This is a genomic window from Enterobacter sp. 3U4, from assembly GCF_057224565.1.
Window position 1 is genome coordinate 3,744,154 of record NZ_CP136665.1, and the last position, 26,976, is coordinate 3,771,129.

Genomic DNA, 26,976 nt, shown 5'->3' on the forward strand with positions numbered 1-26,976 from the left:
TTATGCCTCACCCAGGTATGCGCGGATCACGTCCGGGTTGTTGCGGATCTCTTCCGGCGTGCCGTTTGCCAGCGGCGTACCCTGGTTAACCACGTAGATACGGTCGGAAATGCCCATTACCAGCTTCATGTCGTGCTCAATCAGCAGAATGGTGGTGTCGTGGTGATCGCGCAGCTCGGCAATCAGCTCGTCCAGCTCTTTGGTCTCTTTCGGGTTGAGGCCCGCCGCCGGTTCGTCGAGCATCAGGATCTCCGGCTGGGTCACCATGCAGCGCACAATCTCCAGACGACGCTGGTCGCCGTAGGCCAGGTTGCTCGCCTGACGGTTAGCGTGCTGCAGCAGGCCAATTCGATCGAGCCAGGTGGCGGCGCGATCGAGCGCTTCATCCTGGGCGCGGCGGAAGGCCGGGGTTTTCAGCAGACCGGAGAACAGCCCGGTTTTCAGCTGCTGATGCTGTGCCACCAGCAGGTTCTCAATCACCGTCATCTCGCGGAACAGACGCACGTGCTGGAAAGTACGCACCACGCCCATGCGGGCAATCTGCTGGCCCGGCAGCCCTTCAAGATGCTTGTCGCGCAGCATGATGGTGCCGCCCGTCGGCTTGTAAAAACCGGTCAGGCAGTTAAAGACCGTGGTTTTCCCCGCGCCGTTCGGGCCAATCAGGGAGACAATCTCTTTCTTGTGCAGATCCAGTGACACATTGTTGACCGCCAGCAGGCCGCCAAAACGCATCATCAGACCGTTAACGGATAATAATGGCTGACTCATGCCTGCTCTCCTTTCGCCTGAGTGCGTTTCAGCTTCAGCTGTGGACGAGTCATCGGCAGCAAGCCCTGCGGACGCCAGATCATCATCAGCACCATCAAACCACCCAGCATCAACATGCTGTATTCGTTAAAGTCGCGCATCAGCTCGCGCGAGACCACCAGCAGGATGGCCGCGAGGATAACGGCGAACTGCGAGCCCATCCCGCCGAGCACCACAATGGCCAGCACAAAGGCGGATTCGGCAAAGGTGAACGATTCCGGGCTAACGAAGCCCTGACGGGCGGCAAACAGCGTTCCGGCGAAACCGGCAAACGCGGCGCTGATGGTGAACGCGGTCAGCTTGATGCGGGTCGGGTTCAGGCCCAGGGAGCGGCAGGCGATTTCATCTTCACGCAGCGCTTCCCACGCGCGGCCCAGCGGCATGCGCAGCAGACGGTTAATCACGAACAGGGTGATGACCACCAGCAGCAGCGCCACCAGATAGAGCCAGATTACGCGGTCGGACGGGTCATACTTCACGCCGAAGAAGTTACTGAAGGTGTCCCAGCCGCCTTCGCGGGCGGTGCGGCTGAATTCCAGGCCGAAGAAGGTTGGTTTCGGGATCTGGCTGATGCCGTTCGGGCCGCCGGTCACTTCAGTGTTGTTCAGCAGCAGGATACGGACGATTTCGCCAAAGCCTAAGGTCACAATCGCCAGGTAGTCACCGCGCAGGCGCAGTACCGGGAAGCCAAGCAGGAAGCCCGCGGCGGCAGAGACCAGCCCCGCCAGCGGCAGACAGGTCCAGAAGCCGAGGCCGTAATAGTGGTTCAGCAGCGCGAAGGTGTAGGCGCCGATGGCGTAGAAGCCGCCGTAGCCCAGCACCAGCAGGCCTGACAAGCCCACCACCACGTTCAGACCGAGACCGAGTATCACGTAGATCATGGTCAGGGTAGCGATATCCACGGTGCCGCGAGAGACCACAAACGGCCACGCCACGGCGGCCACCAGCAGCGCTACGAGGAACAGCTTCTGCTTAACGGTAGACCCGTCGATGGCCGGCAGGACGAACTTCGGCCCGGAGACGTTTTTCAGCGACTTCTGGAACAGCGGACGCAGCAGCTGGAACAGGAACACCACGGCAGTGCCGATAAACACCCACTGCCAGCGGATGTCGGGGGCGGTATCCACCACCAGCTTCGTCCCATCCAGACCTAACTGGACGCCCATAAAGACGCCCGCCAGCACGAAGAACATGGCGGCAGAGAGCAGCGCCATTGCAAAATGCATCGGTTTCATACTTTCTCTACCTCCGGACGGCCCAGAATACCGGTAGGCATTACCAGCAGAACCAGAATCAGCAGGGCAAACGACACCACATCTTTATATTCCGTACTCAGATACGCCGAGGAGAGCGCTTCCGCCACGCCCAGGATCAGGCCGCCAATCATCGCGCCCGGAATACTGCCGATACCGCCCAGCACCGCCGCGGTAAAGGCTTTCATCCCGGCCATAAAGCCGATGTACGGGTTTATCACGCCGTAGAACTGGCCGAGCAGGACACCTGCGACGGCCGCCATTGCGGCGCCAATCACGAAGGTCAGGGCAATCACGCGGTCGGTGTTGATGCCGAGCAGGCTCGCCATCTTCAGGTCTTCTGCGCACGCGCGGCAGGCGCGTCCCATCCGCGAGTAGCGGATGAACAGCGTCAGGGCAAGCATCGCAATAAAGGTCACTACCCAGATAACCAGCTGCATGGTGGTGATAGACGCCGCGAAGTTTTCGCTGGCCCCCACAATCCACTGGCCGTTAAACAGGCTTGGCAACGCCACGTCGCGCGAGCCTTCGGTCAGGCTGACGTAGTTTTGCAGGAAGATCGACATCCCGATGGCGGAAATCAGCGCAATCAGACGCTTGGAGCTGCGCACCGGCCGATAGGCCACGCGTTCAATGCTCCAGCCGTAGGCGCTGGCTATCACAATCGCGCCGACAAACCCGGCGGCGACCAGCAGCCAGCTGCTGTCGATGCCCATCATCATCAGCGCGGCGATGATCATAAAGGAGACGTAGCTACCGATCATGTAAACCTCGCCGTGGGCGAAGTTAATCATGCCGATAATGCCGTAAACCATCGTATAGCCGATGGCGATCAGCGCGTAGGTGCTTCCCAGCGTAACGCCGTTAAACATCTGCTGCAGGAAATAGAGAAACTGCTCGGACATATGCAAACCTTTTTATACCCGCCCGTCATGCCGGGCGGTGGGATAATTATTTGGCGGCCGAGGATGACCCGTCGGCGTGCCACTTAAAGACACCAAACTCAAATCCCTTCAGATCGCCTTTCTCATCCCAGTTCAGCGGCCCAATCACGGTGTTCGCCCCGTGTGCTTTTAAATCTTTCACCAGATCCAGCGGTTCTTTGCTGCCGGTACGATCCAGCGCGGTGGCCAGAGACTGTACGGCCGCATAGGTGATCCAGACGTACGGACCACTCGGATCTTTCTTCTGCGCCTTGAGCGCGTCCACGATAGCCTTGTTGGCCGGATCCTGGTCATAGCGTTTTGGCATCGTTACCAGCATGCCTTCGGCAGAATCCCCGGCGATGTTCGACAGAGAGGCATTACCCACACCCTCTGGCCCCATAAACTGGGTTTTCAGACCTGTAGCGCGCGCCTGACGCAGCATCTGCCCCATCTCCGGGTAGTAGCCGCCGTAGTAAACAAAGTCGATATTCTCTTTTTGCAGGCGGGCGATCAGCGCGGAGAAGTCTTTCTCACCGGCGGTAATCCCGTCGAAGAAGACGATGTTTGCGCCGCCTTTTTTCAGGCCGTCCTGCACGGAGCGCGCCAGGCCTTCGCCGTACTGCTGCTTGTCATGAATAATGGCGATACGCTGCGGCTTGACCGTCTCAAGGATGTATTTGGCGGCGGTGGGCCCCTGAGAGGAATCCAGCCCCGCGGTACGCATAATGTGCTGATAGCCGCGCTGGGTCAGCTCAGGGTTAGTTGCGCCAGGGGTGATCATCAGGATGCCTTCGTCTTCGTAGATATCAGACGCAGGCTGGGTGGAGGATGAACACAGGTGGCCAATTACATACTGGATACCGTCGTTGACGATTTTGTTGGCGACCGCGACGGCCTGTTTCGGATCGCAGGCGTCGTCATATTCCACGCCCACCAGCTTGTCGCCTTTGATGCCGCCCTTAGCGTTAATGTCTTTGATGGCCTGGCGCGCACCGTTGAACTCCATGTCACCCCACTGGGCAACAGGGCCGGACATCGCACCCACTACCGCAACTTTAATGTCCTCCGCCATGGCGGCATGCGAGATCGACAGTGCGACCATCCCCGCGATTAACGTCTTCGCGTTCCTTTTCATCTCTGAATCCCCATTCGTGATGTCGTGTTTATATTTTGTTTTATTATGGTTAAAAAGCATTCTGTACTTTTAATGAACAACGCTATTTTTACCAGTGCCTTTAATGGTTTAGCGCAGGTTTTTGTCAAAAACCAGACTAAAATCTCTATTTTTCAGGCGATTAAGCAAAGATAATATTCTGAAATCAAGCGGAGATAAACAAATAAAAGTGCAGTTTGCAGCATAAAATAACGGTACAAAGCGCCGAATAAATCACTACCATTCAGGTTAAAATTCTGCTTATTTTTCGATCCATGTGTTTTCAAACTGCCCATTGCGTTGCCAAAAAACTAATCACCTGGTTAATGAGAATAAAAAGAGGAAGCCGCTGAGTGAATAAATTGAGTACACTGCCTCTACTCAATTTGATTTGGACAAGTAGCTAATGAAACTGACTATCGTGCGTCTGGTGACCTTTAGCGACCAGGATCATATCGACCTGGGCAAGATCTGGCCGGAATATTCCCCTTCGTCGCTGCGCGTGGATGAGACCCACCGCATTTATGCCGCGCGTTTTAACGAGCGCCTGCTGGCAGCGGTTCGCGTCACCCTGAGCGGTACAGAAGGGGCGCTGGACTCGCTGCGCGTGCGTGACGTCACCCGTCGTCGCGGCGTGGGCCAGTATTTAATTGAAGAAGTGATCCGTGAAAACCCGAGCGTGACCTCATGGTGGATGGCTGACGTGGGCGTAGAAGACCGCGGCGTGATGGCGGCGTTTATGCAGGCGTTAGGGTTTACGGCGCAGGAGAGCGGGTGGGAGAAGCGCTAAAAGAAAGCCGGGTGGCGGCTGCGCCTTACCCGGCCTACAATTTCTACCGCATTTTCCCAAGCATTTCGTGTTGCAGGAAGGCGGCAAGTTATGAAATCCCCGGGAGCTTACATAAGTAAGTGACCGGGGTTGAATAACGCAGCCAACGCACCTGCGGCGCGAAAGGCGACGGGAAAATTATTTGGCGTCTGTCGCCGTGCCATTAGCATGCCAGTCAAACACGCCGAACTCGAAGCCCTTCAGGTCGCCCTTCGCGTCCCAGGAAAGTGGCCCCATGACGGTCTCAACCGTGTTCGCTTTCAGCCAGGTGGCAATTTCAGCCGGATCGGCTGACTGGTTCAGGCCCGCCTGCAGAGACTGCAGCGCCGCATAGGTGGTCCAGACGAACGCGCCGCTTGGATCCTGTTTCTTCGCCTTGATGGCATCTACGATAGGCTTGTTCGCAGGGACCTGATCGTAGTTCTTCGGTTTAGTCACCAGCAGGCCTTCAGCAGATTCACCCGCGATGTTAGACAGAGAAACGTTCGCCACGCCTTCCGGGCCCATAAACTGGGTTTTCAGGCCCGCCGCGCGCGCCTGGCGCAGGATCTGGCCCATTTCCGGGTGGTAGCCACCGTAGTATACGAAGTCGATATTCTCTTTCTTCAGACGCGCCACCAGCGTGGAGAAGTCTTTCTCACCGGCGGTGATCCCGTCGAAGAACACCACGTCAGCATTGGCTTTTTTGAGGTTATCCTGGACGGAACGCGCCAGACCTTCACCGTACTGCTGCTTGTCATGAACGATAGCAATGCGCTTCGGCTTCACTTTTTCAACGATGTATTTCGCCGCGGTTGGGCCCTGGTCAGAGTCCAGACCGGTGGTACGCAGGGTCAGCTTATAGCCGCGCGCGGTCAGCTCCGGTGCGGTCGCAGCCGGGGTGATCATCAGAATACCTTCGTCTTCGTAGATGTCAGACGCAGGCTGAGTAGAAGAAGAGCACAGGTGACCGATAACGTATTTGATCCCGTCGTTCACCACTTTGTTCGCGACCGCGACCGCTTGTTTCGGGTCACAGGCATCATCATATTTTACGATCTGCAGTTTTTCGCCCTTAATACCGCCTTTGGCATTAATGTCTGCAACCGCCTGTTCTGCGCCAGTAAACTCCTGGTCGCCGTACTGCGCTACCGGTCCGGACATGGCGCCAACCACAGCCACTTTAATATCTGCCTGCGCCATGGTGCTGAATGCCAACGCGATACATCCTGCCAGTAACGCTTTACCCTTCATGTTCATCCTGAGATTCCCCATTATTATGGTTATTACGATTGTTGTGATGTTGTTGTGTAGCGCTTTATGTCAGTTATAGGTGTGCTGTTCGCGCTTTTTCAGCATACTCTGCTAAAACATACCCGATTTTTATGATATTGGAATAGCTAATTTGAAATGAATATATGATAAGCCCGGCAGGGATTTTCGCCGGGCGTGTGGCTTTAACGTGTCAGCGACGCGGAGATAATGTCCAGCGCTTTACGGAACTGGACTTCAGGGATAGTCAGCGGATAGAGGAAACGAATGACGTTGCTGTAGACGCCGCAGCTCAGAAGAAGCAGCCCTTCCTGCAACGCCCGCTCCTGCACCTGGCGGGTAAATTCCGGCGAAGGCTGGCCCGTTTGCGGGTCGTTAAACTCCACCGCCACCATCGAGCCTTGCGCGCGAATATCCGCGATATACGGGCAGTGTTCCTTCGCCTTGTTCAGCACTTCCACCAGGTGATGGCCCAGATGCGCCGAGCGCGTGCAGAGATCTTCCTCATCAATCACGTCCAGTACGGCATGAGCCGCCGCAATCGCCAGCGGGTTACCGGCGTAGGTACCGCCCAGCCCGCCCGGCGCAGGGGCGTCCATCACCTCAGCACGGCCCGACACCGCCGAGAGCGGCATCCCGCCCGCCAGGCTTTTCGCCATGGTGATCAGATCGGGCTTCACGCAGTGGTGTTCCATCGAGAACAGCTTGCCGGTACGGGCGAAGCCGCTTTGCACCTCGTCGGCAATCAGCAAAATACCGTGGGTGTCGCACAGGGCGCGCAGGGCCTGCATAAAATCAGCTGGCGCAATGTTGAAACCGCCCTCTCCCTGAACCGGTTCGAGAATAATGGCCGCGACCTGGTCGGGTGCGATATCCGCCTTAAAGATGCGTTCCAGGCTTTTTAACGCTTCCGCCGTGCTGACGCCGTGGAGTTCATTCGGATACTGCGCGTGATAGACCGAACCGGGGAACGGGCCAAAGCCGAGCTTGTACGGCGCAACTTTGCCGGTCAGCGCCATGGTCATAAAGGTGCGGCCGTGGAACGCGCCGCCGAAGGTGATCAGGCCGGGACGTTTAGTGTACGCCCGGGCAATTTTGACCGCGTTTTCGACCGCCTCAGCCCCCGTGGAGAAGAACGCCGTTTTAGCCGGACCGTCAACGGGCACGCGCTGGTTGATGCGCTCGGCAAGCGCCACATAGCTTTCGTACGGCACAATCTGGTACGCCGTATGGGTAAACGCGTGGAGTTGTTTTTCAATGGCTGAGATGACTTTGGGATGGCGATGGCCGGTATTCAGCACCGCGATCCCGGCGGCGAAGTCGATGTACTCATTGCCTTCCACGTCCCACACCGTGGCGTTTTCGGCTTTATCGGCATAGAAGTTACACATCACGCCGATGCCGCGCGGCGTCGCCTGTAAACGCCGGTCGTTCAGTTCGTTATTTTTCACCCTGTCCCCCTGAGAAAGTCGCCTGCTTAGCGCATCAGTAAGTGTTTGCCAGGGGGAGGGAATTCGCCAGAGCGGGCGCTAAAAAAACAAAACCCCCGAATTTGCATTCGAGGGTTCTCGGTGTACTTCGCGGAAATTACGCTTCGATGGCGGCGCGAAGTTTTTTCATGGCGTTCTTTTCAAGCTGACGGACACGTTCCGCAGAAACGCCGTAGCGGTCGGCCAGCTCCTGCAGAGTGGACTTGTTGTCTTCGTCCAGCCAGCGAGCGCGGATAATATCCTGACTACGTTCGTCGAGGCCTTCCATCGCGTGGGTCAGCTTGTTCGCGGCCTGATCTTCCCAGTTATCCTCTTCGATGCCATCGGCAAAGTTAGAGGTTTTATCCTGCAGATACAGAACCGGCGCCATCGGCTGGCTGTCAGATGCGTCGTCGTCGGAGGACATATCAAAGGTCATATCCTGCGCGGCCATACGGGATTCCATCTCACGCACGTCTTTGCTGGATACGCCCAGCTCGCGCGCCACCATTTCAACTTCATCCTGATTGAACCAGCCCAGACGCTGCTTGGCTTTACGCAGGTTGAAGAACAGTTTGCGTTGCGCTTTTGTCGTGGCGACTTTCACGATACGCCAGTTGCGCAGCACGTATTCATGAATTTCTGCTTTGATCCAGTGTACGGCGAAGGAGACGAGTCGCACACCCACTTCCGGGTTAAAGCGACGCACAGCCTTCATCAGGCCGATGTTACCTTCCTGAATCAAGTCCGCCTGCGGCAGGCCATAGCCCGCATAATTACGAGCAATGTGAACAACAAAGCGCAGGTGAGACAGGATCAGCTTTTTCGCTGCTTCCAGATCGCCCTGGTAATGCAGCTTTTCAGCAAGCTCCTTTTCTTCCTCGGCCGTTAACATCGGCCAGGTGTTCGCAGCCCGGATATAAGATTCCAGGTTACCAACAGGGGCTAAAGCTAAAGTTTGCATTTCTTTGGTCATTCATTCCTCTCAATGTTTCTTCTGGTCCAGGTTGTCCCCGTCAGGCAACAACCATGCCAAAGCGTTTGAGCAACGAGATTAGCATTCACTCTTTTATCAGACAGTGATTTTATCCACAAGTTCCAGGTGCAACGGTGAATAAATTACGCACAAAATGTGACATGGAAATGATAACAGGGGAAGCGACAACAGGGACGCTTTCCCTGCAGAGCGAACATCTCGGTGCAGGGAAAGATTATATCACGCTTTTATTAGTCGGGAGTAAAGTGACGTAAATGTTGAACGGTTGCCAGCCACGCTGCCACCCACCCAATCATCGAACACACCAGCAGCAGTAACAGGCACTCATCGAACCCTAAGCCGCTGATATCAAACTTGGTTCCGAAAACCTGCGCCACTTCAGTCACGGCAGAGGAAAGCCGCATCACCAAAATTTCTGACAATATCAGTGAAAGAAATGCGCCGGAAAAACCGAGCAGTGCACCACCGTAAAGGAACGGGCGGAGGATGAAGCCATCCGTCGCACCAATCAGTTTTTGCACGTTAATGGTATCGCGACGGGCGAAGATGCTCAGGCGAACGCTGTTGCCGATGACGAGGAAGACCGCCGCCACCATCAGCACGCCAATCATCGCCGCGACGCGTCCGACCAGCCCGGTCAGAGCAGAGAGACGCGCAAACCAGCTGTCATCCATGCGTACTTCATCAATGCCCTTAATACGCGTGATGCGATCGCGCAGGGTATTAAGCGAATCGGTCCCCTGGAAATCCAGCTTCGGGATCACCACCGCCACGGCAGGCAGCGGGTTCTCTTCGAGCATATCCAGCGCGCCGCCAAAGCCAGACCAGTTACGGAACTCGCCCAGGGCGTCTTCGCGTGAGAGATAGTTGACCTTCTCCACGCCCTGCTCGGCCTGGATTTGCCCAACCACCTGCGCGGCGGCGTTATCGTCGAGCGCTTTATCCAGATAGACCGTGATCTGCGGAGACGGATAATACTGTGAGGCCGCCTGGTTAACGTTTTTATAGACCATATAGCAGACGCTTGGCAGCGTGAGGGAGATAGCAATCACCATCACCGTCAGGAACGTCGCCAGCGGTTTGCTTTTCAGGTCCTGCAGCGCGCCGTGGAACGCGTAGCGCACCTGCTCGTTAAACACGTTGGTTTTGCGGGAAGCCGGTTTTGGCGCGGCCTTCTGGCGCTTCGGCGCATTACGATTGCCGTCACCCCCGCCCTGCGGCTTACGGAAACGGTCAAACCGGTTCCCGAACTGCCGAATCTGGTTTATTGCATCACGCTTATTCACCGTGGCCTCCGTGCAAATGCCCGTCGCTCAGGGTCAGCATGCGGTACGAACGACGGGAAATCAGCCCGATGTCGTGCGTCGCCATCAATACGGTAACCCCCACGCGGTTAAACTCCTCAAACAGACGCAAAATCCCTTCTGACAGGGCATCGTCCAGGTTACCGGTCGGTTCATCCGCCAGCAGCACCGCTGGCTTGTTCACCACCGCGCGGGCGATACCCACGCGCTGCTGTTCACCGCCGGAGAGCTGGATCGGGAAGTTCTTCGCTTTGTCCAGCAGCCCGACCTTATCCAGCGCCGCAGAGACGCGACGGCGGATATCGTCATAGCTGGCGCCGGCAATAATCAGCGGAATGGCCACGTTATCGAAAACGGTGCGATCCATCAGCAAGTGGTGATCCTGGAAAATCATGCCGATCTGACGACGCAGGAACGGCACTTCGCGGTTTTTCAGGCGGCTGATCTCATGCCCGCCGAAAAAGATTTTCCCGGCGCTTGGCCGCTCGATCCCACAGATAAGCTTGAGCAGGGTACTTTTCCCCGCGCCGGAATGGCCGGTCAGGAATGCCATCTCGCCCGGCTGCAGGTGGAATGTGACCCCCTGCAGCGCTTGTCTCCCACCGAGATAGGCCTTGCTGACGTGTTCAAAGCGAATCATTGTTAGTCCTCTCGGGCAAATAATGCCTCAATAAAGTCGTCCGCCTTAAACGGACGTAAATCCTCAATACGCTCGCCCACACCGATGTAACGGATAGGAATACCGAACTGGTCGGCCACGGAGAAGATCACCCCGCCTTTCGCGGTGCCGTCCAGCTTGGTCAACGCGATCCCCGTCAGTCCTACCGCTTCATGGAACAGCTTCGCCTGGCTGATGGCGTTCTGCCCGGTGCTGGCATCAATGGTCAGCATAATTTCATGCGGTGCGTCTTCGTCCAGCTTCTTCATGACGCGAACGATCTTCTTCAGCTCTTCCATCAGGTGCGATTTATTCTGCAAACGCCCTGCGGTATCGGCAATCAGCACGTCCACGTTGCGCGCCTTCGCCGCCTGGATGGCGTCGAAGATAACGGACGCGGAATCCGCGCCGGTATGCTGGGCAATCACCGGGATATTGTTGCGCTGGCCCCAGACCTGCAGCTGCTCAACCGCCGCCGCACGGAAGGTGTCGCCCGCCGCCAGCATCACCGATTTGCCCTGCTGCTCGAACTGACGCGCCAGCTTGCCGATGGTGGTGGTTTTACCCACGCCGTTCACGCCAACCATCAGAATAACAAATGGCGTTTTGCCTTCAATATTAAGCGGTTCGTCAACTTTTGCGAGAATTTCACCCATCTCGTCTTTCAGCAGGCCGTACAGCGCTTCGGCGTCGCGCAGCTGTTTGCGGCTCGCTCCTTCGGTCAGGTTGGCGATGATCTTACGGGTGGTTTCCACGCCGACGTCCGCAATCAGCAGCTGTTCTTCCAGCTCTTCAAAGAGATCGTCGTCGATCTTCTTGCCGCGGAACAGACTGATAAATCCGGAACCTAAGTTTTCTTTGGTTTTGAGCAGGCTGCGCTTCAGGCGCGCGAAGAAACCTTCTTTGGTCGGTTTTTCCTGCTCCTGAACGATCTCGTCTTCGGCCTGCTCTTCTTCAGCCTGCTCTTCTTCAGCCTGCTCTTCTACCGGCACAACGATGACCGCTTCTTCAGCGGCCTCCGCCGCCAGCGCCTGAGCTTCCAGTTCTTCGTCGGTCAGCTCTGGCTCAAGCGCCGCTTCTTCTTCCACCGCTTCAACAATTTCAACGGTTTCCGCTTCGGCCTGCCACTCTTCGGCAGAAACCTCTTCGGCTTTCACCTCTTCCGGCAGCGGCAGCTCTTCGTGCTCGATAACGGCCTGTGGCGTTTCGGTAATATCCTCAACGATAATCGGTTCTGGCTTCTCGCTCTCCTGAACCTGTTCCGTGACCTCAACCACCTCTTGTGCAAAGGTTTCAATCTCTTCTTTGCTGTGCGCCGTCTCTTCCGCTTCGACAACCGCGGCGGTTTCTACAGGCGTTTCAGGCTGCGACTGCTCTTCAACGGCTTGTTGATCTTCGGTTTTCTGTTCTGTTTCTTGCTCTTTTTCACCGAAGCCCAGCCAGGAAAAGAAGCCACGTTTTTTTTGTTTTGCCATCTGCGACTACACTCCTCGCGGCGCTATATACATGGAAGCTAAAAAAATGATGAAATAGTCTAACACTTTACTTAATTGACATCACCGCCCGCAATCGCAGGCCAATTGTTAACAGAGCTTTCCTGAGATGAAGAAACCCAACCGCGCCCCGGCCGGTCAAATTCGTATTATCGGCGGTCAGTGGCGAGGCCGGAAATTACCGGTACCGGACAGCCCCGGTTTACGCCCTACTACCGATCGCGTGCGCGAGACGCTGTTTAACTGGCTGGCCCCGTCAATGGTAGACGCCCGCTGCCTGGACTGCTTCGCCGGAAGCGGCGCGCTAGGTCTGGAAGCGCTGTCGCGCTATGCTGCCAGCGCCACGCTGCTGGAGATGGAGCGCGGCGTGGCGCAGACGCTGCAGCAAAATCTGGCGACGCTGAAGGCGAGCAACGCCAAAGTGGTGAATACCAATACGCTGAGTTTTCTTGCGCAGAAAGGCACGCCGCACACCGTGGTGTTTGTCGACCCGCCGTTCCGCAAGGGGCTGCTGGAGGAGACGTTATCCCTGCTGGAGCAAAACGGCTGGCTGGCGGATGACGCATTGATTTACGTGGAAAGCGAAGTGGAAAACGGTTTACCGCCGGTTCCCGCCCACTGGGATCTGCACCGTGAAAAAGTCGCAGGTCAGGTTGCTTATCGTCTGTATCACCGTCAGGCACAAGGAGGATCCGATGCCGGTACTGATTAACCTGGGACGTTTACTGATGCTGGGCGTCTGGGCGTTCTTGATTCTGAATCTGGTGCACCCGTTCCCGCGCCCGATGAACATTTTCGTTAACGTGGCGCTGATTTTCACCTCGTTCATGCACGCCCTGCAGATGGTGATGCTGAAAAACGGCCTGCCGAAAGACGGCCCGCAGATGACGGGCTGGCAGCAGCTGCGCGTGTTTATTTTCGGCGTGTTTGAGCTGCTGGTGTGGATGAAGAAGTTTAAGGCGCAGGTGAAGAAGTAAGGTGCGGGCTGATGCCCTCACCCTAACCCTCTCCCACAGGGAGAGGGAACCGATCGAGCGTTACTCAGCTCTAAAATCTTCAAACCGCGACCCTTTGTAGCTCAGCGTCCCTTTCTCCCCCACCGTCAGCTGATGATACTGCTGCGCCTCCAGGCGAAAGGTCATCTCAAGGCCGCCCGTTTCCGGCTTAAAGCTCGCTTCATAGCGCATTGTTGTGCCTGCAGGCGTCACCTGCTGCTGTCGCGAGCGGCGGTCATTGAGCGGTTTTTCGCGTTTGTTCGTCACCACCACGCGCTTTTGCATCAGCGGTGCGGCATCGTTGTCCGCCTTCTCGCGGCGCTGCTGCACGAAACGAAACGAGGCGGCAATAACGATAATCGCCACCACGATAATGAAAAAAAGCGGCATCTTGCTCATTGAAAAATCCCATCAGATTATGCGGAATTCAGGATACCCTGCCTTCCCCGCCATTGCCAAACGCCCGCCCGCATCACTACACTGGATCAGAAACTGATTATTCAGGCTTAACAGATACAGGGAGTTAATATGCTTTGGTCATTTATCGCTGTCTGTTTTTCCGCATGGCTTTATGTCGATGCGTCGTACCGTGGTCCCACCTGGCAGCGCTGGCTGTTTAAACCAGTCACGCTGTTGCTCCTGCTGCTCCTGGCCTGGCAAGCGCCGATGTTCAACGCCGTCAGCTATCTGGTGCTCGCGGGGCTGTGTGCATCCCTGATTGGCGATGCCTTAACCCTGCTGCCGCGCCAGCGCCTGCTGTACGCCGTTGGGGCGTTCTTCCTCTCCCATCTGCTGTATACCATCTACTTTGCCAGCCAGATGACGCTCTCTTTCTTCTGGCCGCTGCCGCTGGTCCTGCTGGTGATTGGCGCCCTGCTAATCGCGGTGATCTGGTCGCGTCTGGAAGAGATGCGTTTGCCGGTCTGCACGTTTATCGCCATGACCCTGGTAATGGTGTGGCTGGCGGGCGAGCTGTGGTTCTTCCGTCCGACCGCTCCGGCGATGTCCGCGTTCTTCGGTGCCGCGCTGCTGCTGATCGGGAATGTCGTCTGGCTGGGCAGCCACTATCGCCGCCGCTTCCGGGCGGATAACGCGATAGCCGCCGCCTGCTACTTTGCCGGGCACTTCCTGATCGTGCGTTCACTGTATATCTAAATAGCGCTTGACTCTGGAGTCGACTCCAGAGTGTATGCTGCGGTTAATGAGAAAATTATCATTACCGGAGACTGCCATGTCGACTCCAGAAATACCTAAAAAAGTTCCTCAATTTTCGGCACTTAAGCTCAGCCCGGTTCCGTCGAAAGACGAGTGCTGCTGCGAAGGCGCGTGCGAAACGCCAACTCAACCCCTTCCTGAAAGCGGAAATCGCTACAGCTGGGTCGTCAACGGCATGGACTGCGCCGCCTGCGCGCGCAAAGTGGAAAACGCCGTCAAACAAGTGCCGGGCGTGAGTCACGTACAGGTGCTGTTCGCCACCGAAAAGCTGCTGGTTAGCGCCGATAACGACGTCAGCAAACAGGTGGAAGCCGCCGTCAGCCAGGCGGGCTATACCCTCCGCAGCGAAACGGCACCCGCTGAAAAAGCCTCTTCCGTGAAGGAAAACCTGCCGCTCATTACCCTCATCATCATGATGGCCCTGAGCTGGGGGCTGGAACAGATTAACCACCCGTTCGGCAACCTGGCGTTTATCGCCACCACGCTGGTCGGGCTGTTCCCGATTGCCCGTCAGGCGCTGCGCCTGATGAAAAGCGGCAGCTGGTTCGCCATTGAAACGCTGATGAGCGTGGCGGCGATTGGGGCGCTGTTTATTGGCGCAACGGCAGAAGCGGCAATGGTGCTGCTGCTGTTCTTAATCGGTGAACGTCTTGAGGGCTGGGCGGCCAGCCGGGCGCGTAAAGGGGTCAGCGCGCTGATGGCGCTGAAGCCGGAAACCGCCACTCGCGTGGCAAACGGCACGCGTGAAACGGTCGCCATCACGACCCTTCGTCCGGGCGACGTGATTGAAGTCGCAGCAGGCGGACGCTTGCCTGCAGACGGCGCGCTGCTTACCGCCACCGCGAGCTTTGATGAAAGCGCCCTGACCGGGGAATCCATTCCGGTAGAGCGTGCCGCGGGTGAAAAAGTGCCCGCCGGTGCCACCAGCGTCGACCGTCTGGTGCAGCTCACCGTGCTTTCCGAGCCGGGCGACAGCGCCATCGACCGTATCCTGAAGCTGATTGAAGAGGCCGAAGAGCGCCGCGCGCCGGTCGAACGCTTTATCGACCGCTTCAGCCGGATCTACACGCCCGCCATTATGCTGGTGGCCCTGTTGGTCACTATCGTGCCGCCGCTGTTCTTTGGCACACCGTGGGAGGGCTGGATTTATAAAGGGCTGACGCTGCTGCTGATTGGCTGCCCGTGCGCGCTGGTGATTTCCACCCCGGCGGCCATTACGTCCGGGCTGGCGGCGGCGGCACGTCGCGGGGCGCTGATTAAGGGCGGCGCGGCGCTGGAGCAGCTGAGCCAGGTCCAGCATATCGCCTTCGATAAAACCGGAACGTTAACCGTCGGCAAGCCGCAGGTGACCGGCGTATATCCGCAGGACATCAGTGAAGATGAACTGCTGACCCTGGCCGCCGCCGTTGAGCAGGGATCGACCCACCCGCTGGCGCAGGCGATTGTACGTGAAGCGCAGTCGCGCGGGCTGAACCTCCCTCCGGCAACCGCCCAGCGGGCGCTGGTAGGGTCAGGGATTGAGGCCGTCGTTGACGGTAAAAAGGTACTGATTGTCGCGGCGGGTAAGTCTTCTACGCCAGAGGTTGAGGCGTTAGAACAGACCGGACAAACCGTCGTGACCGTTATGCAGGACGGCGTCGCGAAAGGGATGCTGGCGCTGCGCGATACCCTGCGCGATGACGCCAAAGCGGCCGTGGCGGCACTGCATCAGCTGGGCGTGCAGGGCGTTATTCTCACCGGTGATAACCCTCGCGCGGCGGCTGCGATTGCCGGCGAGCTGGGGCTGGAGTTTAAAGCTGGATTGTTGCCGGCGGATAAGGTCAGCGCGGTGACGGAGCTGAACGCTAAGGCCCCTCTGGCGATGGTCGGTGACGGGATTAACGATGCTCCGGCGATGAAAGCCTCCACCATCGGTATTGCAATGGGGAGCGGTACCGACGTGGCGCTGGAAACGGCTGACGCGGCGCTAACCCACAACCGCCTGACCGGGCTGGCGCAGATGATTAGCCTGGCGCGGGCGACGCGGGCCAATATCCGTCAGAACATCGGCATCGCGCTGGGGCTGAAGGGGATTTTCCTGGTGACCACGCTGCTGGGCATGACCGGGCTGTGGCTGGCGGTGCTGGCGGATACCGGCGCGACGGTGCTGGTGACGGCGAACGCGCTTCGGCTGCTGCGTCGGCGGTAAAAAACGCCCGGTGGCGCTGACGCTTACCGGGCCTACATATCCTGCTAAAACGTAGGCCGGGTAAGGCGAAGCCGCCACCCGGCTTTTTTTATAAGAAGTAGCTCATCGCCAGGCCTAAAAACAGCACCAGACCGACGTAGTTATTATTCATAAACGCCTTGAAGCAGGCGTCGCGTTCGCGCTTCGCAATCAGCTTTTGCTGGTACGCAAACAGCAGCCCCGCCACCAGCACGGACCAGTAAAACTCCCAGTTCAGCCCGTTCAGGCGGCCGATCGCCACCATCAGAGCCAGTACTGCGACCTGCAGGATACCGATAATCAGCTTGTCCTGACGGCCAAAGAGGATGGCGGTTGATTTGATGCCAATTTTCAGGTCATCGTCGCGGTCTACCATCGCGTATTGCGTGTCGTAAGCCACGGCCCAGAGAATGTTCGCCAGGAACATCAGCCAGCAGCTGAGCGGTAAGGACTCACTAACCGCCGCAAACGCCATCGGAATCGACCAGCCAAACGCCGCCCCCAGCACCACCTGAGGCAGATGGGTATAGCGCTTCATAAACGGATACACCCAGGCCAGGGCCAGCGCCGCAACGGAAAGCAGGATGGTCATGGTGTTCAGGGTTAACACCAGCAGGAAAGAGAGCAGCACCAGAACGATGAACAGCACGCGGGCTTCTTTCCCGGTGACCTGTCCGCTGGGTAACGGACGACCGGCAGTACGCTTTACATGGCCGTCGAATTTACGATCGGCATAATCATTGACCACGCAGCCCGCCGCGCGCATCAGCCAGACGCCAGCAATGAACACGCCAAGGATCCACAGCGGCGGCACGCCCGGCGTGGCGAGCCACAGCGCCCACAGGGTCGGCCACAGCAGCAGCAGCGCGCCAATCGGTTTATCGGTACGCATTAAGCGGTGATACGCCAACAGCTTATTCTGCGTCAGGCTCCACTCCATTTTTTCTTCCTCTTAGTACAACGGTGATGCCGGTAAAAAAAGCTCCGTCAGAATTAACGGCTTACCGCTCAGGCGAAGGCGGGAACGACGCCCCCACAGTTCGGCATCACGACCAATCTCAATAAAATCCCGGGTAAGCTCAGACGAGGTGAAAAGGTAACGCCCCAGCGGCGTTTTACCCAGGCGCTGCAGCGCCAGCTCTGGCCCGGAAAGGGTGGACTCGGGCACCACCGTCCGCCCGGCAAGCCAAGGCTCGCCATCGGCACAGAGTAAAATTTCGCGCAGCCAGTAGCGTGGCTCTTGCGGCAGCAGCGGCAGCTCGCTGGCGATCTCCTCGCCAGAGACAAACCCTTCCTGAATCAGGGTCACCGTAACCGTTTTTCCCTGCTGCTCAAAACGTTTCGTCATGGAATCTTCCAGCAGCAACCAGTCCAGTTGCTGCGGATCAAGCGCAGGTATTTGGTCGAAATAGCGCAGCGCACGCAGTTGCGTTAGCGCAGGGTGTGACATGCCAGACTCTCCGATACATAACGTAATGGCATTGTATCGCAGAAACACGGATTGAGGGGGGCCAAACGTTATTTAACGATCACGATCGCAACAAGAGTGCAACAGCCTGGCGGAGACGAAAAAAAGTGCGCCCACTCAGGCGCACCAAACGACTAACAAATCAGCACTGTGGGGAAACGGTTACCCCTTGCCTTTTACACTGCTGATAAAGGTGGAACGGGCAGTGGTTGAACCTAAACGTTCGGCTTCATCAAGCAGTTTCAGCGCTTTATCGACATCGCCGCGCTTCACCGCCTGCTTAATGGCGTTGTTGAAGTACTCTTCGGTGTCATTCAGTACCGGCTCCGCTTTCTTCGCCGGGGCAGGCGCTGCGGTTGCTACCGGTGCGGCTGCCGTGGCAGCGGGTGCGGTATAGGCAGGTGCAGCGGTGTTACCTACGGTGACAGGGCCGGTACCGGAGGAGCCAAACAGCGGGCCGACCAGGACGCTGGACGCATTGTTCGTTGAGACTTTCAGCTTGAGCAGGCCATCGGTGACGTGGCGCGCTAACGGATCCGGGATATCCGGAACAGAGTTACCCGTTCCTTTGGCGTAGGCTTTTGCCGGATCGATAAGCTTAGTGGTCTGCTGTAGATCTTTTTCAGTCGTGAAAACCAGAACATAAATCTTCTGCTGTCCCAGGGCTGGCGTCAGGCGCATTTTACCTTCCAGACGGTCCGCGCTCATGACGCCAGGTTCCTGATAGCCAAAGTACTCGCTTGGGAAGAAGGCAGATGGGGTCAGATTTTGATCAAGAATCAACACGTTCGGCGCAAAGACGCTGGTTTGCTTGCTCACTTCGCTGGTCAGCGTCAGGGTTAACTCACCAATGTTAGCCGGCACGCTGTAGGCGGCAACCGGCCCGGCGATCCCCGGCACGTTCAGCTGTTGTCCGCCCGTAGAAAGCTGAGTAGATTGCGTTTTAGATTGATCAACCGGTGTCCAGGTCAGCTGCTGGAGCGCCGCTGCCGGGATAGCTGGCGCAGCGCTGGTATTTTGTGGCACGAAATTCACGTCTGCCAGGGAGACCGCCGGAACACAGGCCATCAGCCCCGCAGAGAGGCACAGCGCGACGAGACTTTTCTTCATTTTCATTGTTATTACCTCTGATAGCGTGAGCACTGCGGTGGCCAGGCAATAGCGCGCAGCACCCTAAGGATAGAGGGGCTTACGCCCCTCTTTTAGGTCATTACGTCAGGTCTAACGAATTACCACCAGATTTCCATCTGGGCACCGAAGGTCCACTCATCAGAGTCGCCACGGCTGAAGGTTTTTGCGGAAGTGTCGCTGTACGCAATACCAGAGTCATAGCCTGCACCGGAGTCGCCGTTCGCGTAGCCCCATTTCTCATCCCACTTCGCGTAGGTTGCGAAGACACGGATAGCCGGACGGGACCAGATGCTGTCGCCTGCCTGCCATTGTTGTGCCAGGGTGATTTTGTACTGGCTGTTGGTATCGTCAGTTTTCTGAGATTTGACGTTGTCGTAGCCAACTTCCAGCAGGGTGCTCATGATTGGCGTCCATTTGTACATAGGACGAACACCGACGGTCCACCATTTGGTGCCGTTGTTGTTATCCAGGTTGATGTCCTGGTACATACCCACGTACATCAGGTCCCAGGAGTCGCCCAGAGAGATCGCACCGTGGTCCAGCACGCGCCACATGTCGCCGTTGTTGTTGATGCTACCACCTTCCGGACGGCCCTTGCCGTTGGAGGTCATAGAGTCCGTTGCGTACTGCAGCACAAATTTGTTAAAGCCCTTCAGCATGCTCTGGGTGTGTTCAGCAGTGAACATCCAGCCGTCTTTAGACGCGCCAGGCTGCAGGTAGTAGTCATCCGGAATATTGGTGTGGCCATAATCAACACCGAACTCCAGCGTACCGCCTTCGTTGACCTGCATCTGTGCTAAACGGACGTCGAAGACATCGTTCGGTACCAGGTTGTCATAAATACGGTTACCCAGCGCGTCACGATCGGCGAAGGTCGCTGAGCCGCCCGCTTCAGAAGAACGGGTTGCGGCCAGAGAGAGCTTACCAAAGCCCAGGTCGATGTTTTCGATACCCGCACCAGGACCTGAAATATCCCAGTAGTAGAAGTCGATCATGTGAACGTCATGACGCTGATAGAAGCGCTTACCGGCCCAGATGGTGGAACCTGGCAATGCTTCAATGAGGTTTTTACCCTGCACGTTAGCTTCACGGAAGGCTGGGCTGGTGGATTCCCAGTCGTTCTGCTGAGAGACGGAATAGGCAACGTTGGTGTCGAAGTAGAAGCTCTTGTCGCCCTCTTTCCACACTTCCTGGCCCAGTTTCAGTTCAGCGTAGGTCTCACATTCGTTACCCAGACGGTATTTACTTTGAGCACCTGTTGCCTGGAAACACTGCTGTTCACCGCCACTCCCGGTCCAGCCAATGCCGGAACGAGCATAACCTTTAAAGTCCACGGCGCCTGCCTGGGCAGACAGGATGCCTGCCGCAACGGCGATTGCCAGAGGGACTTGTTTGCGCAGAGTAATCATCATTCTATCTCCTGAGATCATTGCTTTTCTTTGAACACTTCACCTGTCGGTTTCGTGTCTTCTTTTGGGATTGCTTAAACGCCTGGCTCTTTGTGCAACCGACGACATGCAGTGCCATCCTCACGGAACAGATGGCAACGCTCTGGCGGCAAGCCGATAGCGAATCTGGCACCCTCTTCTACCAACACCACGTCGTTCTGGCGGTAGACCAGGTTCTGACGGATGGCGGGGATCTGGATATGAATCTGTGTTTCGTGACCAAGCTGTTCGACGACCTGAACGTCACCTTCCAGCGTCACATCGGCGATGTGGCTCGGCAGTAAATGCTCAGGACGAATACCGAGGGACATGTTTGCCCCCACCTGTACGTTGGCGCTGTCGACCGGGAGCCAGACCTGCTGGCGGTTTGGCAGCTCCACCTGTACCTGTTCAATCGCTGTCGCGGTCACTTTGACGGGCAGGAAGTTCATCTTTGGCGAGCCAATGAAGCCCGCAACAAAGCGGTCTGCCGGGTAGTGATACAGTTCCAGCGGTTTACCCACCTGCGCCACGCGACCGGCATCCAGCACCACGATTTTGTCGGCGAGGGTCATCGCTTCCACCTGATCGTGGGTGACGTAAATCATCGTGCGGCCAAGACGCTTGTGCAGACGGGAGATTTCGATACGCATTTGGACGCGCAGGGCGGCATCCAGGTTAGAGAGCGGTTCATCGAGCAGGAACACGCGCGGCTCTGCCACCAGCGTACGGCCAATCGCCACGCGCTGGCGCTGACCGCCGGAAAGCGCTTTCGGCTTACGCTCCAGCAGGTGCGCCAGCTGTAGCACTTCCGCCACCTGCGTCACGCGCTGGTTAATAACCTCTTTCTTCGCGCCGGCCAGCTTCAGGCCAAAGGACATGTTTTCGGCAACGGAAAGGTGGGGATAGAGTGCATAAGACTGAAACACCATGCCTACGCCACGTTCGGCAGGCGGGATGTCGTTCATTCGGGTATCACCGATCAGCAGGTCGCCGCTGGTGATGGTTTCAAGACCGGCAATCATACGCAGCAGAGTTGATTTACCGCAGCCTGATGGGCCGACAAATACCACGAATTCACCTTCGTGGATGTCCAGATTGATGTCTTTCGACACCACTACGTCACCCCAGGCTTTCGTTACATTACGCAGCTGTACGCTCGCCATGCCCTTCTCCCTTCGTTACAACCTGTCACCGACAGAAACATTCAAGATAAGTTCACTATGGGGTATCCATTACTTTCCCGAATCCTCCACCCCCCGGCTTTTTTATGGGGGAGGAGGCGGGAGGATGAGGGAGCAGGCTCTGCGACCGGCGTGGGAGGGCTGCGGCAAAATTCGTGAAGCCGCCTGCAAAATTCGGTGGGTTTTTATGTGCGCCAGCACTCATAACTTAAATTTATGCAACGGAGATCACACAAACGGGGGGTGGGGCGTAGGGGTTGGGAGGATGGAAAGAGGATGTCAAATAAGGAGACTGAGTCACGTTGAACCACCTTATGTATCCACGAGCACATCACCAAAAAGGATGGCAGATATGAATATCAAGACTGGCGCACGCGTTTTCGCATTGTCCGCCCTCGCAGCAATGATGATTTCCGCACCGGCGCTCGCCAAAATTGAAGAAGGCAAGCTGGTTATCTGGATTAACGGCGACAAGGGTTACAACGGCCTGGCCGAAGTGGGCAAAAAATTCGAGAAAGACACCGGCATCAAAGTTACCGTAGAACACCCGGATAAGCTGGAAGAGAAATTCCCGCAGGTTGCAGCAACCGGCGACGGCCCGGACATCATCTTCTGGGCGCATGACCGTTTCGGGGGCTACGCACAGTCTGGCCTGCTGGCTGAAGTCACCCCGGACAAAGCTTTCCAGGATAAGCTGTTCCCGTTCACGTGGGACGCCGTTCGCTATAACGGCAAGCTGATCGCTTACCCAATCGCGGTTGAAGCCCTGTCTCTGATTTACAACAAAGACCTGGTACCTAACCCGCCGAAAACCTGGGAAGAGATCCCGAAACTGGATAAAGAGCTGAAGGCGAAAGGTAAATCCGCCCTGATGTTCAACCTGCAAGAGCCGTACTTCACCTGGCCGCTGATTGCTGCCGACGGCGGTTATGCGTTCAAGTTTGAAAACGGCAAATATGACGTGAAAGACGTGGGCGTGGATAACGCTGGCGCGAAAGCGGGCCTGACCTTCCTGGTTGACCTTATCAAGAACAAACACATGAACGCGGATACCGATTACTCCATCGCGGAAGCGGCGTTCAACAAAGGCGAAACCGCGATGACCATCAACGGTCCGTGGGCCTGGACAAACATCGATAAGAGCAAAGTCAACTACGGCGTAACGCTGCTGCCAACCTTCAAAGGCAAGCCGTCTAAACCGTTCGTTGGCGTGCTGAGCGCGGGCATCAACGCCGCCAGCCCGAACAAAGAGCTGGCGAAAGAGTTCCTGGAAAACTACCTGCTGACCGATCAGGGTCTGGATGAAGTGAACAAGGACAAACCGCTGGGTGCCGTTGCGCTGAAATCCTTCCAGGATCAGCTGGCGAAAGACCCACGTATCGCGGCAACCATGGATAACGCCCAGAAAGGCGAAATCATGCCGAACATCCCACAGATGGCCGCGTTCTGGTACGCCACCCGTACCGCGGTTATCAACGCTGCAAGCGGTCGCCAGACCGTTGATGCTGCGCTGAAAGATGCTCAGGGTCGTATTACTAAGTAAGCAGAAAAACGGCGGGTGGCGCATGCGCTTACCCGCCCTACGACTACGGCACGATCCGTAGGTCAGGTAAGCGCAGCGCCACCTGACGATAAGATTCCACCGTTGTAGAGGAAGAACCCCATGGATGTCATTAAAAAGAAACGCTGGTGGCAAAGCGACGCGCTGAAGTGGTCAGCGATCGGTCTGCTGTGCCTGCTGGTGGGTTACCTTGTTGTTTTAATGTACGTACAAGGGGAATATCTGTTCGCCATCATGACGCTGATTTTAAGCTCTGCTGGCCTGTATATTTTCGCCAACCGTAAAGCCTACGCCTGGCGCTATGTCTACCCTGGCGTGGCCGGGATGGGGCTGTTTGTCCTGTTCCCGCTGATTTGTACCGTCGCCATTGCGTTTACCAACTACAGCAGCACTAACCAGCTTGCGCAGGAACGCGCGCAGCAGGTTCTGCTGGACCGCTCATATCAGGCAGGCAAGACCTTTAACTTCGGCCTGTATCCTGCAGGCAATGAGTGGAAGTTAGCACTCACTGACGAAGCAAGCGGAAAATACTATATCTCTGACGCCTTCAAATTTGGCGGCGAGCAGAAGCTGGCCTTAAAAGAGGCGCAAGCCCTGCCGGAAGGTGAACGTGCCAACCTGCGCGTCATTACTCAGAACCGTCAGGCGCTGACCCAACTCACCGCCGTGCTGCCAGACGAAAGCAAAGTGATCATGAGCTCGCTGCGCCAGTTCTCAGGCACCCAACCGCTCTATACCCTGGCGGATGACGGCACGCTGACCAACAACCAGAGCGGCGTGAAATATCGTCCGAATAACGACATTGGTTTCTATCAGTCCATTACTGCCGACGGCAAATGGGGTGATGACAAACTCAGCCCGGGCTATACCGTCACCATCGGCTGGGACAACTTTACCCGCGTGTTTACCGACGAAGGCATTCAGAAACCGTTCTTTGCCATCTTCGTCTGGACGGTGGTCTTCTCCGTACTGACCGTGATCCTCACCGTGGCCGTGGGTATGGTGCTGGCCTGTCTGGTCCAGTGGGAATCCCTGAAGGGCAAAGCGATCTACCGCGTGCTGCTGATTCTGCCGTATGCCGTACCGTCGTTTATCTCGATTCTGATTTTCAAAGGGCTGTTTAACCAGAGCTTCGGTGAAATCAACATGATGCTGAGCGCCCTGTTTGGCATCAAACCGGCCTGGTTCAGCGACCCGACCACCGCCCGCTCGATGATCATCATCGTCAACACCTGGCTGGGCTATCCGTACATGATGATCCTGTGCATGGGGCTGCTGAAGGCCATCCCGGATGACCTGTACGAAGCTTCGGCGATGGACGGTGCGGGTCCGTTCCAGAACTTCTTCAAGATTACGCTGCCGCTGCTCATCAAGCCGCTCACCCCGCTGATGATTGCCAGCTTCGCCTTTAACTTTAACAACTTCGTGTTGATTCAGCTGTTGACCAACGGCGGCCCGGACCGCCTCGGCACCACGACGCCCGCAGGCTATACCGACCTGCTCGTGAGCTACACCTACCGTATCGCCTTCGAAGGCGGCGGCGGCCAGGACTTCGGCCTGGCGGCAGCGATTGCCACCCTGATCTTCCTGCTGGTGGGCGCTCTGGCGATAGTGAACCTGAAAGCCACACGTATGAAATTTGACTAAGGAGGGCACTGAACATGGCTATGGTACAACCCAAATCTCAGAAACTGCGCCTCCTGGCGACGCACTTAGGCCTGCTGATTTTCATCGCGGCGATCATGTTCCCGCTGCTGATGGTTATCGCCATCTCCCTGCGTTCGGGTAACTTCGCCACCGGGAGCCTGATCCCGGACGAAATCTCCTGGGAGCACTGGAAGCTCGCGCTGGGCTTCAGCGTGGAACACGCGGATGGCCGCGTCACGCCGCCGCCGTTCCCGGTGCTGCTGTGGCTGTGGAACTCGGTGAAAATCGCAGGCATTACCGCGATCGGTATCGTGGCGCTGTCCACCACCTGCGCTTACGCCTTTGCCCGTATGCGTTTCCCGGGCAAAGCGACGTTGCTGAAAGGGATGCTGATTTTCCAGATGTTCCCGGCGGTGCTGTCGCTGGTGGCGCTGTATGCCTTGTTTGACCGCCTGGGCCAGTACATTCCGTTTATCGGTCTGAACACCCACGGCGGCGTGATCTTCGCCTACCTTGGCGGTATCGCACTGCATGTGTGGACCATTAAGGGCTATTTCGAAACCATCGACGGTTCGCTGGAAGAAGCGGCCGCGCTGGATGGGGCTACCCCGTGGCAGGCGTTCCGCCTGGTGCTGCTGCCGCTGTCGGTGCCGATTCTGGCGGTGGTGTTTATCCTGTCGTTTATCGCTGCGATCACCGAAGTACCGGTTGCCTCACTGTTACTGCGTGATGTGAACAGCTACACCCTGGCCGTAGGTATGCAGCAATACCTCAACCCGCAAAACTACCTGTGGGGCGACTTTGCCGCGGCGGCCGTACTCTCCGCCATCCCGATTACCGTGGTGTTCCTGCTGGCGCAGCGCTGGCTGGTGAACGGCCTGACGGCGGGCGGTGTGAAAGGTTAAGTTTCATTTTGTTATGCCACTGCAACCCTCAACTTTAGACGTATTGTATTGACCCAACTTGTGACTGTTGTTAGGCGGCCTCCGGGCCGCCATTTTTTTATTCGCGTTTCAGCCGCTTCGAGTTGCACAGCCAGAGGGTGATCACCAGCAGCAGGATCGCCGCCGAGTAGATCAGCACGTCGAGCGGGGATTTATGATCGACGATGATCAGCCGCACAATCGCGGTGATCCCGATGTAGACAAAATAGCGCAGCGGGAAGTGAAAGCCGGACTGAAAGTACTTCACAATCAGGGCGATAAATTCAAAGTAGAGAAAGTAGACCACCAGGCCTTCCACCAGCGCATATTTGCTGGTTTGTTCAGGGGCGAACAGCACATCCGCCAGATGCACCGTCTCTTTACCCAAAAAGACGACCAGTATCAGGCCAAGGCTCAACAGACCGAGGTTCAGCACGGTCTGGAGGATAGTTGAGATAAACTCAACGCGCGGGCGAGTCAGGGATGTCATACAGCACCTCATTCTCCAGGGCGAGGTTTCTGTATAACGCAAAAATGTGACGGAGATCTATATTTTTTAATTATGTTTTATGTAGGGAGGTAACCGATGGATCGTAAACCAACCGGGGTTCGCAACGTAACGTGCGGCGACAATGTGACCGTATATGAACCCACTAATCTTTACGACTGTGTACTGGGCAACGGCGTATTCGTCGGCCCCTTTGTTGAAATCCAGGGCAATTCGCGCATCGGTGACGACAGCAAAATTCAATCGCACACCTTCATCTGTGAGTATGTGACCATTGGTAAGCGTTGCTTTGTTGGCCATGGCGTGATGTTTGCCAACGATATGTTTCGCGAGGGGAAACCGAGCGCCGACCGGTCCAGCTGGGGCCATATTACTGTCGGAAATGATGTGTCGATTGGCAGCGGTGCCACCATTCTGGCGGTCTCCATTTGCGACGGAGCGGTGATAGGGGCGGGAAGCGTGGTGACGAAATCGATCGTCGAGAAAGGTGTCTATGCCGGGAACCCGGCAAGGCTGCTGCGCCGCTTGTAGTTTGCCCGGTGGCGCTGCGCTTACCGGGCCTACAAAAACC

At 56.9% G+C, this 26,976-nt stretch carries 26 protein-coding genes; 9 read left to right on the forward strand and 17 right to left on the reverse strand.

Features of this window, described 5'->3' with window-relative positions; genetic code table 11:
• Genes livG through livK form a run of 4 tightly spaced genes read right to left on the reverse strand, consistent with a single transcriptional unit; the run spans position 1 to position 4,121 of the window.
• On the reverse strand, positions 1-768 hold the full coding sequence (gene livG / locus RVY89_RS17870; RefSeq protein ID WP_024906698.1) for a high-affinity branched-chain amino acid ABC transporter ATP-binding protein LivG: 768 nt from the start codon (positions 766-768) through the stop codon (positions 1-3).
• Positions 765-2,042, reverse strand: a complete 1,278-nt coding sequence (locus tag RVY89_RS17875; RefSeq protein ID WP_024906697.1) for a high-affinity branched-chain amino acid ABC transporter permease LivM — start codon at positions 2,040-2,042, stop codon at positions 765-767. The genes livG and RVY89_RS17875 overlap by 4 nt, the downstream gene beginning before the upstream one ends.
• Positions 2,039-2,965, reverse strand: a complete 927-nt coding sequence (gene livH, locus RVY89_RS17880) for a high-affinity branched-chain amino acid ABC transporter permease LivH (protein WP_008500099.1) — start codon at positions 2,963-2,965, stop codon at positions 2,039-2,041. Before livH ends, RVY89_RS17875 begins: the two co-directional genes overlap by 4 nt.
• Positions 2,966-3,011: 46 nt before the next feature.
• Positions 3,012-4,121, reverse strand: a complete 1,110-nt coding sequence (gene livK / locus RVY89_RS17885; protein WP_008500098.1) for a high-affinity branched-chain amino acid ABC transporter substrate-binding protein LivK — start codon at positions 4,119-4,121, stop codon at positions 3,012-3,014.
• Between the two features lie 424 nt (positions 4,122-4,545).
• Between livK and panM the strand changes: the two genes are divergently transcribed.
• On the forward strand, positions 4,546-4,929 hold the full coding sequence (gene panM, locus RVY89_RS17890) for an aspartate 1-decarboxylase autocleavage activator PanM (protein WP_023334145.1): 384 nt from the start codon (positions 4,546-4,548) through the stop codon (positions 4,927-4,929).
• Between the two features lie 177 nt (positions 4,930-5,106).
• Here panM and livJ read toward each other — a convergent pair whose 3' ends face one another.
• The 6 genes from livJ to ftsY all read right to left on the reverse strand — a co-directional run bounded on the left by livJ (position 5,107) and on the right by ftsY (position 12,122).
• On the reverse strand, positions 5,107-6,207 hold the full coding sequence (gene livJ, locus RVY89_RS17895) for a branched chain amino acid ABC transporter substrate-binding protein LivJ (RefSeq protein WP_072163886.1): 1,101 nt from the start codon (positions 6,205-6,207) through the stop codon (positions 5,107-5,109).
• 197 nt (positions 6,208-6,404) lie between these two features.
• Positions 6,405-7,670, reverse strand: a complete 1,266-nt coding sequence (locus RVY89_RS17900; RefSeq protein WP_484826056.1) for a 4-aminobutyrate--2-oxoglutarate transaminase — start codon at positions 7,668-7,670, stop codon at positions 6,405-6,407.
• 136 nt (positions 7,671-7,806) lie between these two features.
• On the reverse strand, positions 7,807-8,664 hold the full coding sequence (gene rpoH / locus RVY89_RS17905) for an RNA polymerase sigma factor RpoH (RefSeq protein ID WP_033144392.1): 858 nt from the start codon (positions 8,662-8,664) through the stop codon (positions 7,807-7,809).
• A 251-nt stretch (positions 8,665-8,915) separates the two neighbouring features.
• Positions 8,916-9,971 (reverse strand): permease-like cell division protein FtsX, encoded by a 1,056-nt coding sequence (gene ftsX / locus RVY89_RS17910; RefSeq protein ID WP_045909157.1) that lies wholly within the window; start codon positions 9,969-9,971, stop codon positions 8,916-8,918.
• Positions 9,964-10,629, reverse strand: a complete 666-nt coding sequence (ftsE, locus tag RVY89_RS17915; protein WP_025758973.1) for a cell division ATP-binding protein FtsE — start codon at positions 10,627-10,629, stop codon at positions 9,964-9,966. The genes ftsX and ftsE overlap by 8 nt, the downstream gene beginning before the upstream one ends.
• 2 nt (positions 10,630-10,631) lie before the next feature.
• The gene (ftsY, locus tag RVY89_RS17920) at positions 10,632-12,122 is read right to left on the reverse strand and encodes a signal recognition particle-docking protein FtsY (protein ID WP_484826057.1); all 1,491 of its coding nucleotides are present in this window, start codon (positions 12,120-12,122) and stop codon (positions 10,632-10,634) included.
• Positions 12,123-12,249: 127 nt separating this feature from the next.
• Here ftsY and rsmD point away from each other — a divergent pair, with 127 nt between their 5' ends.
• Both rsmD and RVY89_RS17930 read left to right on the forward strand, forming a co-directional pair.
• Positions 12,250-12,852 (forward strand): 16S rRNA (guanine(966)-N(2))-methyltransferase, encoded by a 603-nt coding sequence (gene rsmD, locus RVY89_RS17925; RefSeq protein WP_008500089.1) that lies wholly within the window; start codon positions 12,250-12,252, stop codon positions 12,850-12,852.
• Complete coding sequence (locus tag RVY89_RS17930; protein ID WP_010436509.1) at positions 12,836-13,117, forward strand: DUF1145 family protein; 282 nt, start codon at positions 12,836-12,838, stop codon at positions 13,115-13,117. Before rsmD ends, RVY89_RS17930 begins: the two co-directional genes overlap by 17 nt.
• A 60-nt stretch (positions 13,118-13,177) precedes the next feature.
• Here the strand turns inward: RVY89_RS17930 and RVY89_RS17935 are convergent, their stop codons facing one another.
• Entirely contained in the window at positions 13,178-13,534 is a 357-nt protein-coding gene (locus tag RVY89_RS17935; RefSeq protein ID WP_111965828.1) for a DUF2500 domain-containing protein, read from the reverse strand.
• Positions 13,535-13,663: 129 nt separating this feature from the next.
• On the opposite strand from RVY89_RS17935, the gene RVY89_RS17940 reads away from it, so the two are divergent.
• A complete protein-coding gene (locus RVY89_RS17940; RefSeq protein WP_024906687.1) occupies positions 13,664-14,290 on the forward strand; it encodes a lysoplasmalogenase in 627 nt (208 codons plus the stop codon).
• 76 nt (positions 14,291-14,366) lie between these two features.
• A complete protein-coding gene (gene zntA / locus RVY89_RS17945; RefSeq protein WP_484826058.1) occupies positions 14,367-16,538 on the forward strand; it encodes a Zn(II)/Cd(II)/Pb(II) translocating P-type ATPase ZntA in 2,172 nt (723 codons plus the stop codon).
• Between the two features lie 88 nt (positions 16,539-16,626).
• Here zntA and ubiA read toward each other — a convergent pair whose 3' ends face one another.
• From ubiA to malK, 5 genes are all read right to left on the reverse strand, one after another.
• Positions 16,627-17,496 (reverse strand): 4-hydroxybenzoate octaprenyltransferase, encoded by an 870-nt coding sequence (ubiA, locus tag RVY89_RS17950; RefSeq protein ID WP_371899572.1) that lies wholly within the window; start codon positions 17,494-17,496, stop codon positions 16,627-16,629.
• A 12-nt stretch (positions 17,497-17,508) separates the two neighbouring features.
• Complete coding sequence (gene ubiC, locus RVY89_RS17955) at positions 17,509-18,006, reverse strand: chorismate lyase (RefSeq protein WP_484826059.1); 498 nt, start codon at positions 18,004-18,006, stop codon at positions 17,509-17,511.
• Positions 18,007-18,186: 180 nt separating this feature from the next.
• Entirely contained in the window at positions 18,187-19,140 is a 954-nt protein-coding gene (malM, locus tag RVY89_RS17960) for a maltose operon protein MalM (RefSeq protein WP_484826060.1), read from the reverse strand.
• 113 nt (positions 19,141-19,253) lie between these two features.
• Entirely contained in the window at positions 19,254-20,567 is a 1,314-nt protein-coding gene (locus RVY89_RS17965; protein ID WP_331413752.1) for a maltoporin, read from the reverse strand.
• 71 nt (positions 20,568-20,638) lie between these two features.
• Positions 20,639-21,748, reverse strand: a complete 1,110-nt coding sequence (gene malK, locus RVY89_RS17970) for a maltose/maltodextrin ABC transporter ATP-binding protein MalK (RefSeq protein WP_371899851.1) — start codon at positions 21,746-21,748, stop codon at positions 20,639-20,641.
• 370 nt (positions 21,749-22,118) lie between these two features.
• Here malK and malE point away from each other — a divergent pair, with 370 nt between their 5' ends.
• The 3 genes from malE to malG all read left to right on the forward strand — a co-directional run bounded on the left by malE (position 22,119) and on the right by malG (position 25,879).
• Positions 22,119-23,309, forward strand: coding sequence for a maltose/maltodextrin ABC transporter substrate-binding protein MalE (malE, locus tag RVY89_RS17975; RefSeq protein WP_039264157.1), 1,191 nt, complete (start codon positions 22,119-22,121; stop codon positions 23,307-23,309).
• Positions 23,310-23,429: 120 nt separating this feature from the next.
• On the forward strand, positions 23,430-24,974 hold the full coding sequence (gene malF / locus RVY89_RS17980) for a maltose ABC transporter permease MalF (protein ID WP_395314510.1): 1,545 nt from the start codon (positions 23,430-23,432) through the stop codon (positions 24,972-24,974).
• A gap of 14 nt (positions 24,975-24,988) precedes the next feature.
• Complete coding sequence (gene malG, locus RVY89_RS17985) at positions 24,989-25,879, forward strand: maltose ABC transporter permease MalG (RefSeq protein ID WP_008500077.1); 891 nt, start codon at positions 24,989-24,991, stop codon at positions 25,877-25,879.
• Between the two features lie 97 nt (positions 25,880-25,976).
• Here the strand turns inward: malG and psiE are convergent, their stop codons facing one another.
• Positions 25,977-26,387, reverse strand: coding sequence for a phosphate-starvation-inducible protein PsiE (psiE, locus tag RVY89_RS17990; protein WP_000202963.1), 411 nt, complete (start codon positions 26,385-26,387; stop codon positions 25,977-25,979).
• 96 nt (positions 26,388-26,483) lie between these two features.
• Here psiE and RVY89_RS17995 point away from each other — a divergent pair, with 96 nt between their 5' ends.
• Complete coding sequence (locus RVY89_RS17995) at positions 26,484-26,936, forward strand: acyltransferase (protein ID WP_484826061.1); 453 nt, start codon at positions 26,484-26,486, stop codon at positions 26,934-26,936.
• The last annotated feature ends 40 nt before the right edge of the window (positions 26,937-26,976 follow it).

Excerpts from the sequence above, each read along its gene's own strand:
- RVY89_RS17875 (WP_024906697.1), bottom strand. The coding sequence starts at position 2,042 with ATGAAACCGATGCATTTTGCAATGGCGCTGCTCTCTGCCGCCATGTTC.
- zntA (WP_484826058.1), top strand. The coding sequence starts at position 14,367 with ATGTCGACTCCAGAAATACCTAAAAAAGTTCCTCAATTTTCGGCACTT.
- ubiC (WP_484826059.1), bottom strand. The coding sequence starts at position 18,006 with ATGTCACACCCTGCGCTAACGCAACTGCGTGCGCTGCGCTATTTCGAC.
- ubiA (WP_371899572.1), bottom strand. The coding sequence starts at position 17,496 with ATGGAGTGGAGCCTGACGCAGAATAAGCTGTTGGCGTATCACCGCTTA.
- rpoH (WP_033144392.1), bottom strand. The coding sequence starts at position 8,664 with ATGACCAAAGAAATGCAAACTTTAGCTTTAGCCCCTGTTGGTAACCTG.
- panM (WP_023334145.1), top strand. The coding sequence starts at position 4,546 with ATGAAACTGACTATCGTGCGTCTGGTGACCTTTAGCGACCAGGATCAT.
- malG (WP_008500077.1), top strand. The coding sequence starts at position 24,989 with ATGGCTATGGTACAACCCAAATCTCAGAAACTGCGCCTCCTGGCGACG.
- RVY89_RS17930 (WP_010436509.1), top strand. The coding sequence starts at position 12,836 with ATGCCGGTACTGATTAACCTGGGACGTTTACTGATGCTGGGCGTCTGG.
- livH (WP_008500099.1), bottom strand. The coding sequence starts at position 2,965 with ATGTCCGAGCAGTTTCTCTATTTCCTGCAGCAGATGTTTAACGGCGTT.
- RVY89_RS17965 (WP_331413752.1), bottom strand. The coding sequence starts at position 20,567 with ATGATGATTACTCTGCGCAAACAAGTCCCTCTGGCAATCGCCGTTGCG.
- RVY89_RS17995 (WP_484826061.1), top strand. The coding sequence starts at position 26,484 with ATGGATCGTAAACCAACCGGGGTTCGCAACGTAACGTGCGGCGACAAT.
- livG (WP_024906698.1), bottom strand. The coding sequence starts at position 768 with ATGAGTCAGCCATTATTATCCGTTAACGGTCTGATGATGCGTTTTGGC.
- ftsE (WP_025758973.1), bottom strand. The coding sequence starts at position 10,629 with ATGATTCGCTTTGAACACGTCAGCAAGGCCTATCTCGGTGGGAGACAA.
- livJ (WP_072163886.1), bottom strand. The coding sequence starts at position 6,207 with ATGAACATGAAGGGTAAAGCGTTACTGGCAGGATGTATCGCGTTGGCA.
- malK (WP_371899851.1), bottom strand. The coding sequence starts at position 21,748 with ATGGCGAGCGTACAGCTGCGTAATGTAACGAAAGCCTGGGGTGACGTA.
- ftsY (WP_484826057.1), bottom strand. The coding sequence starts at position 12,122 with ATGGCAAAACAAAAAAAACGTGGCTTCTTTTCCTGGCTGGGCTTCGGT.
- malE (WP_039264157.1), top strand. The coding sequence starts at position 22,119 with ATGAATATCAAGACTGGCGCACGCGTTTTCGCATTGTCCGCCCTCGCA.
- RVY89_RS17940 (WP_024906687.1), top strand. The coding sequence starts at position 13,664 with ATGCTTTGGTCATTTATCGCTGTCTGTTTTTCCGCATGGCTTTATGTC.
- livK (WP_008500098.1), bottom strand. The coding sequence starts at position 4,121 with ATGAAAAGGAACGCGAAGACGTTAATCGCGGGGATGGTCGCACTGTCG.
- malF (WP_395314510.1), top strand. The coding sequence starts at position 23,430 with ATGGATGTCATTAAAAAGAAACGCTGGTGGCAAAGCGACGCGCTGAAG.
- psiE (WP_000202963.1), bottom strand. The coding sequence starts at position 26,387 with ATGACATCCCTGACTCGCCCGCGCGTTGAGTTTATCTCAACTATCCTC.
- malM (WP_484826060.1), bottom strand. The coding sequence starts at position 19,140 with ATGAAAATGAAGAAAAGTCTCGTCGCGCTGTGCCTCTCTGCGGGGCTG.
- rsmD (WP_008500089.1), top strand. The coding sequence starts at position 12,250 with ATGAAGAAACCCAACCGCGCCCCGGCCGGTCAAATTCGTATTATCGGC.
- RVY89_RS17935 (WP_111965828.1), bottom strand. The coding sequence starts at position 13,534 with ATGAGCAAGATGCCGCTTTTTTTCATTATCGTGGTGGCGATTATCGTT.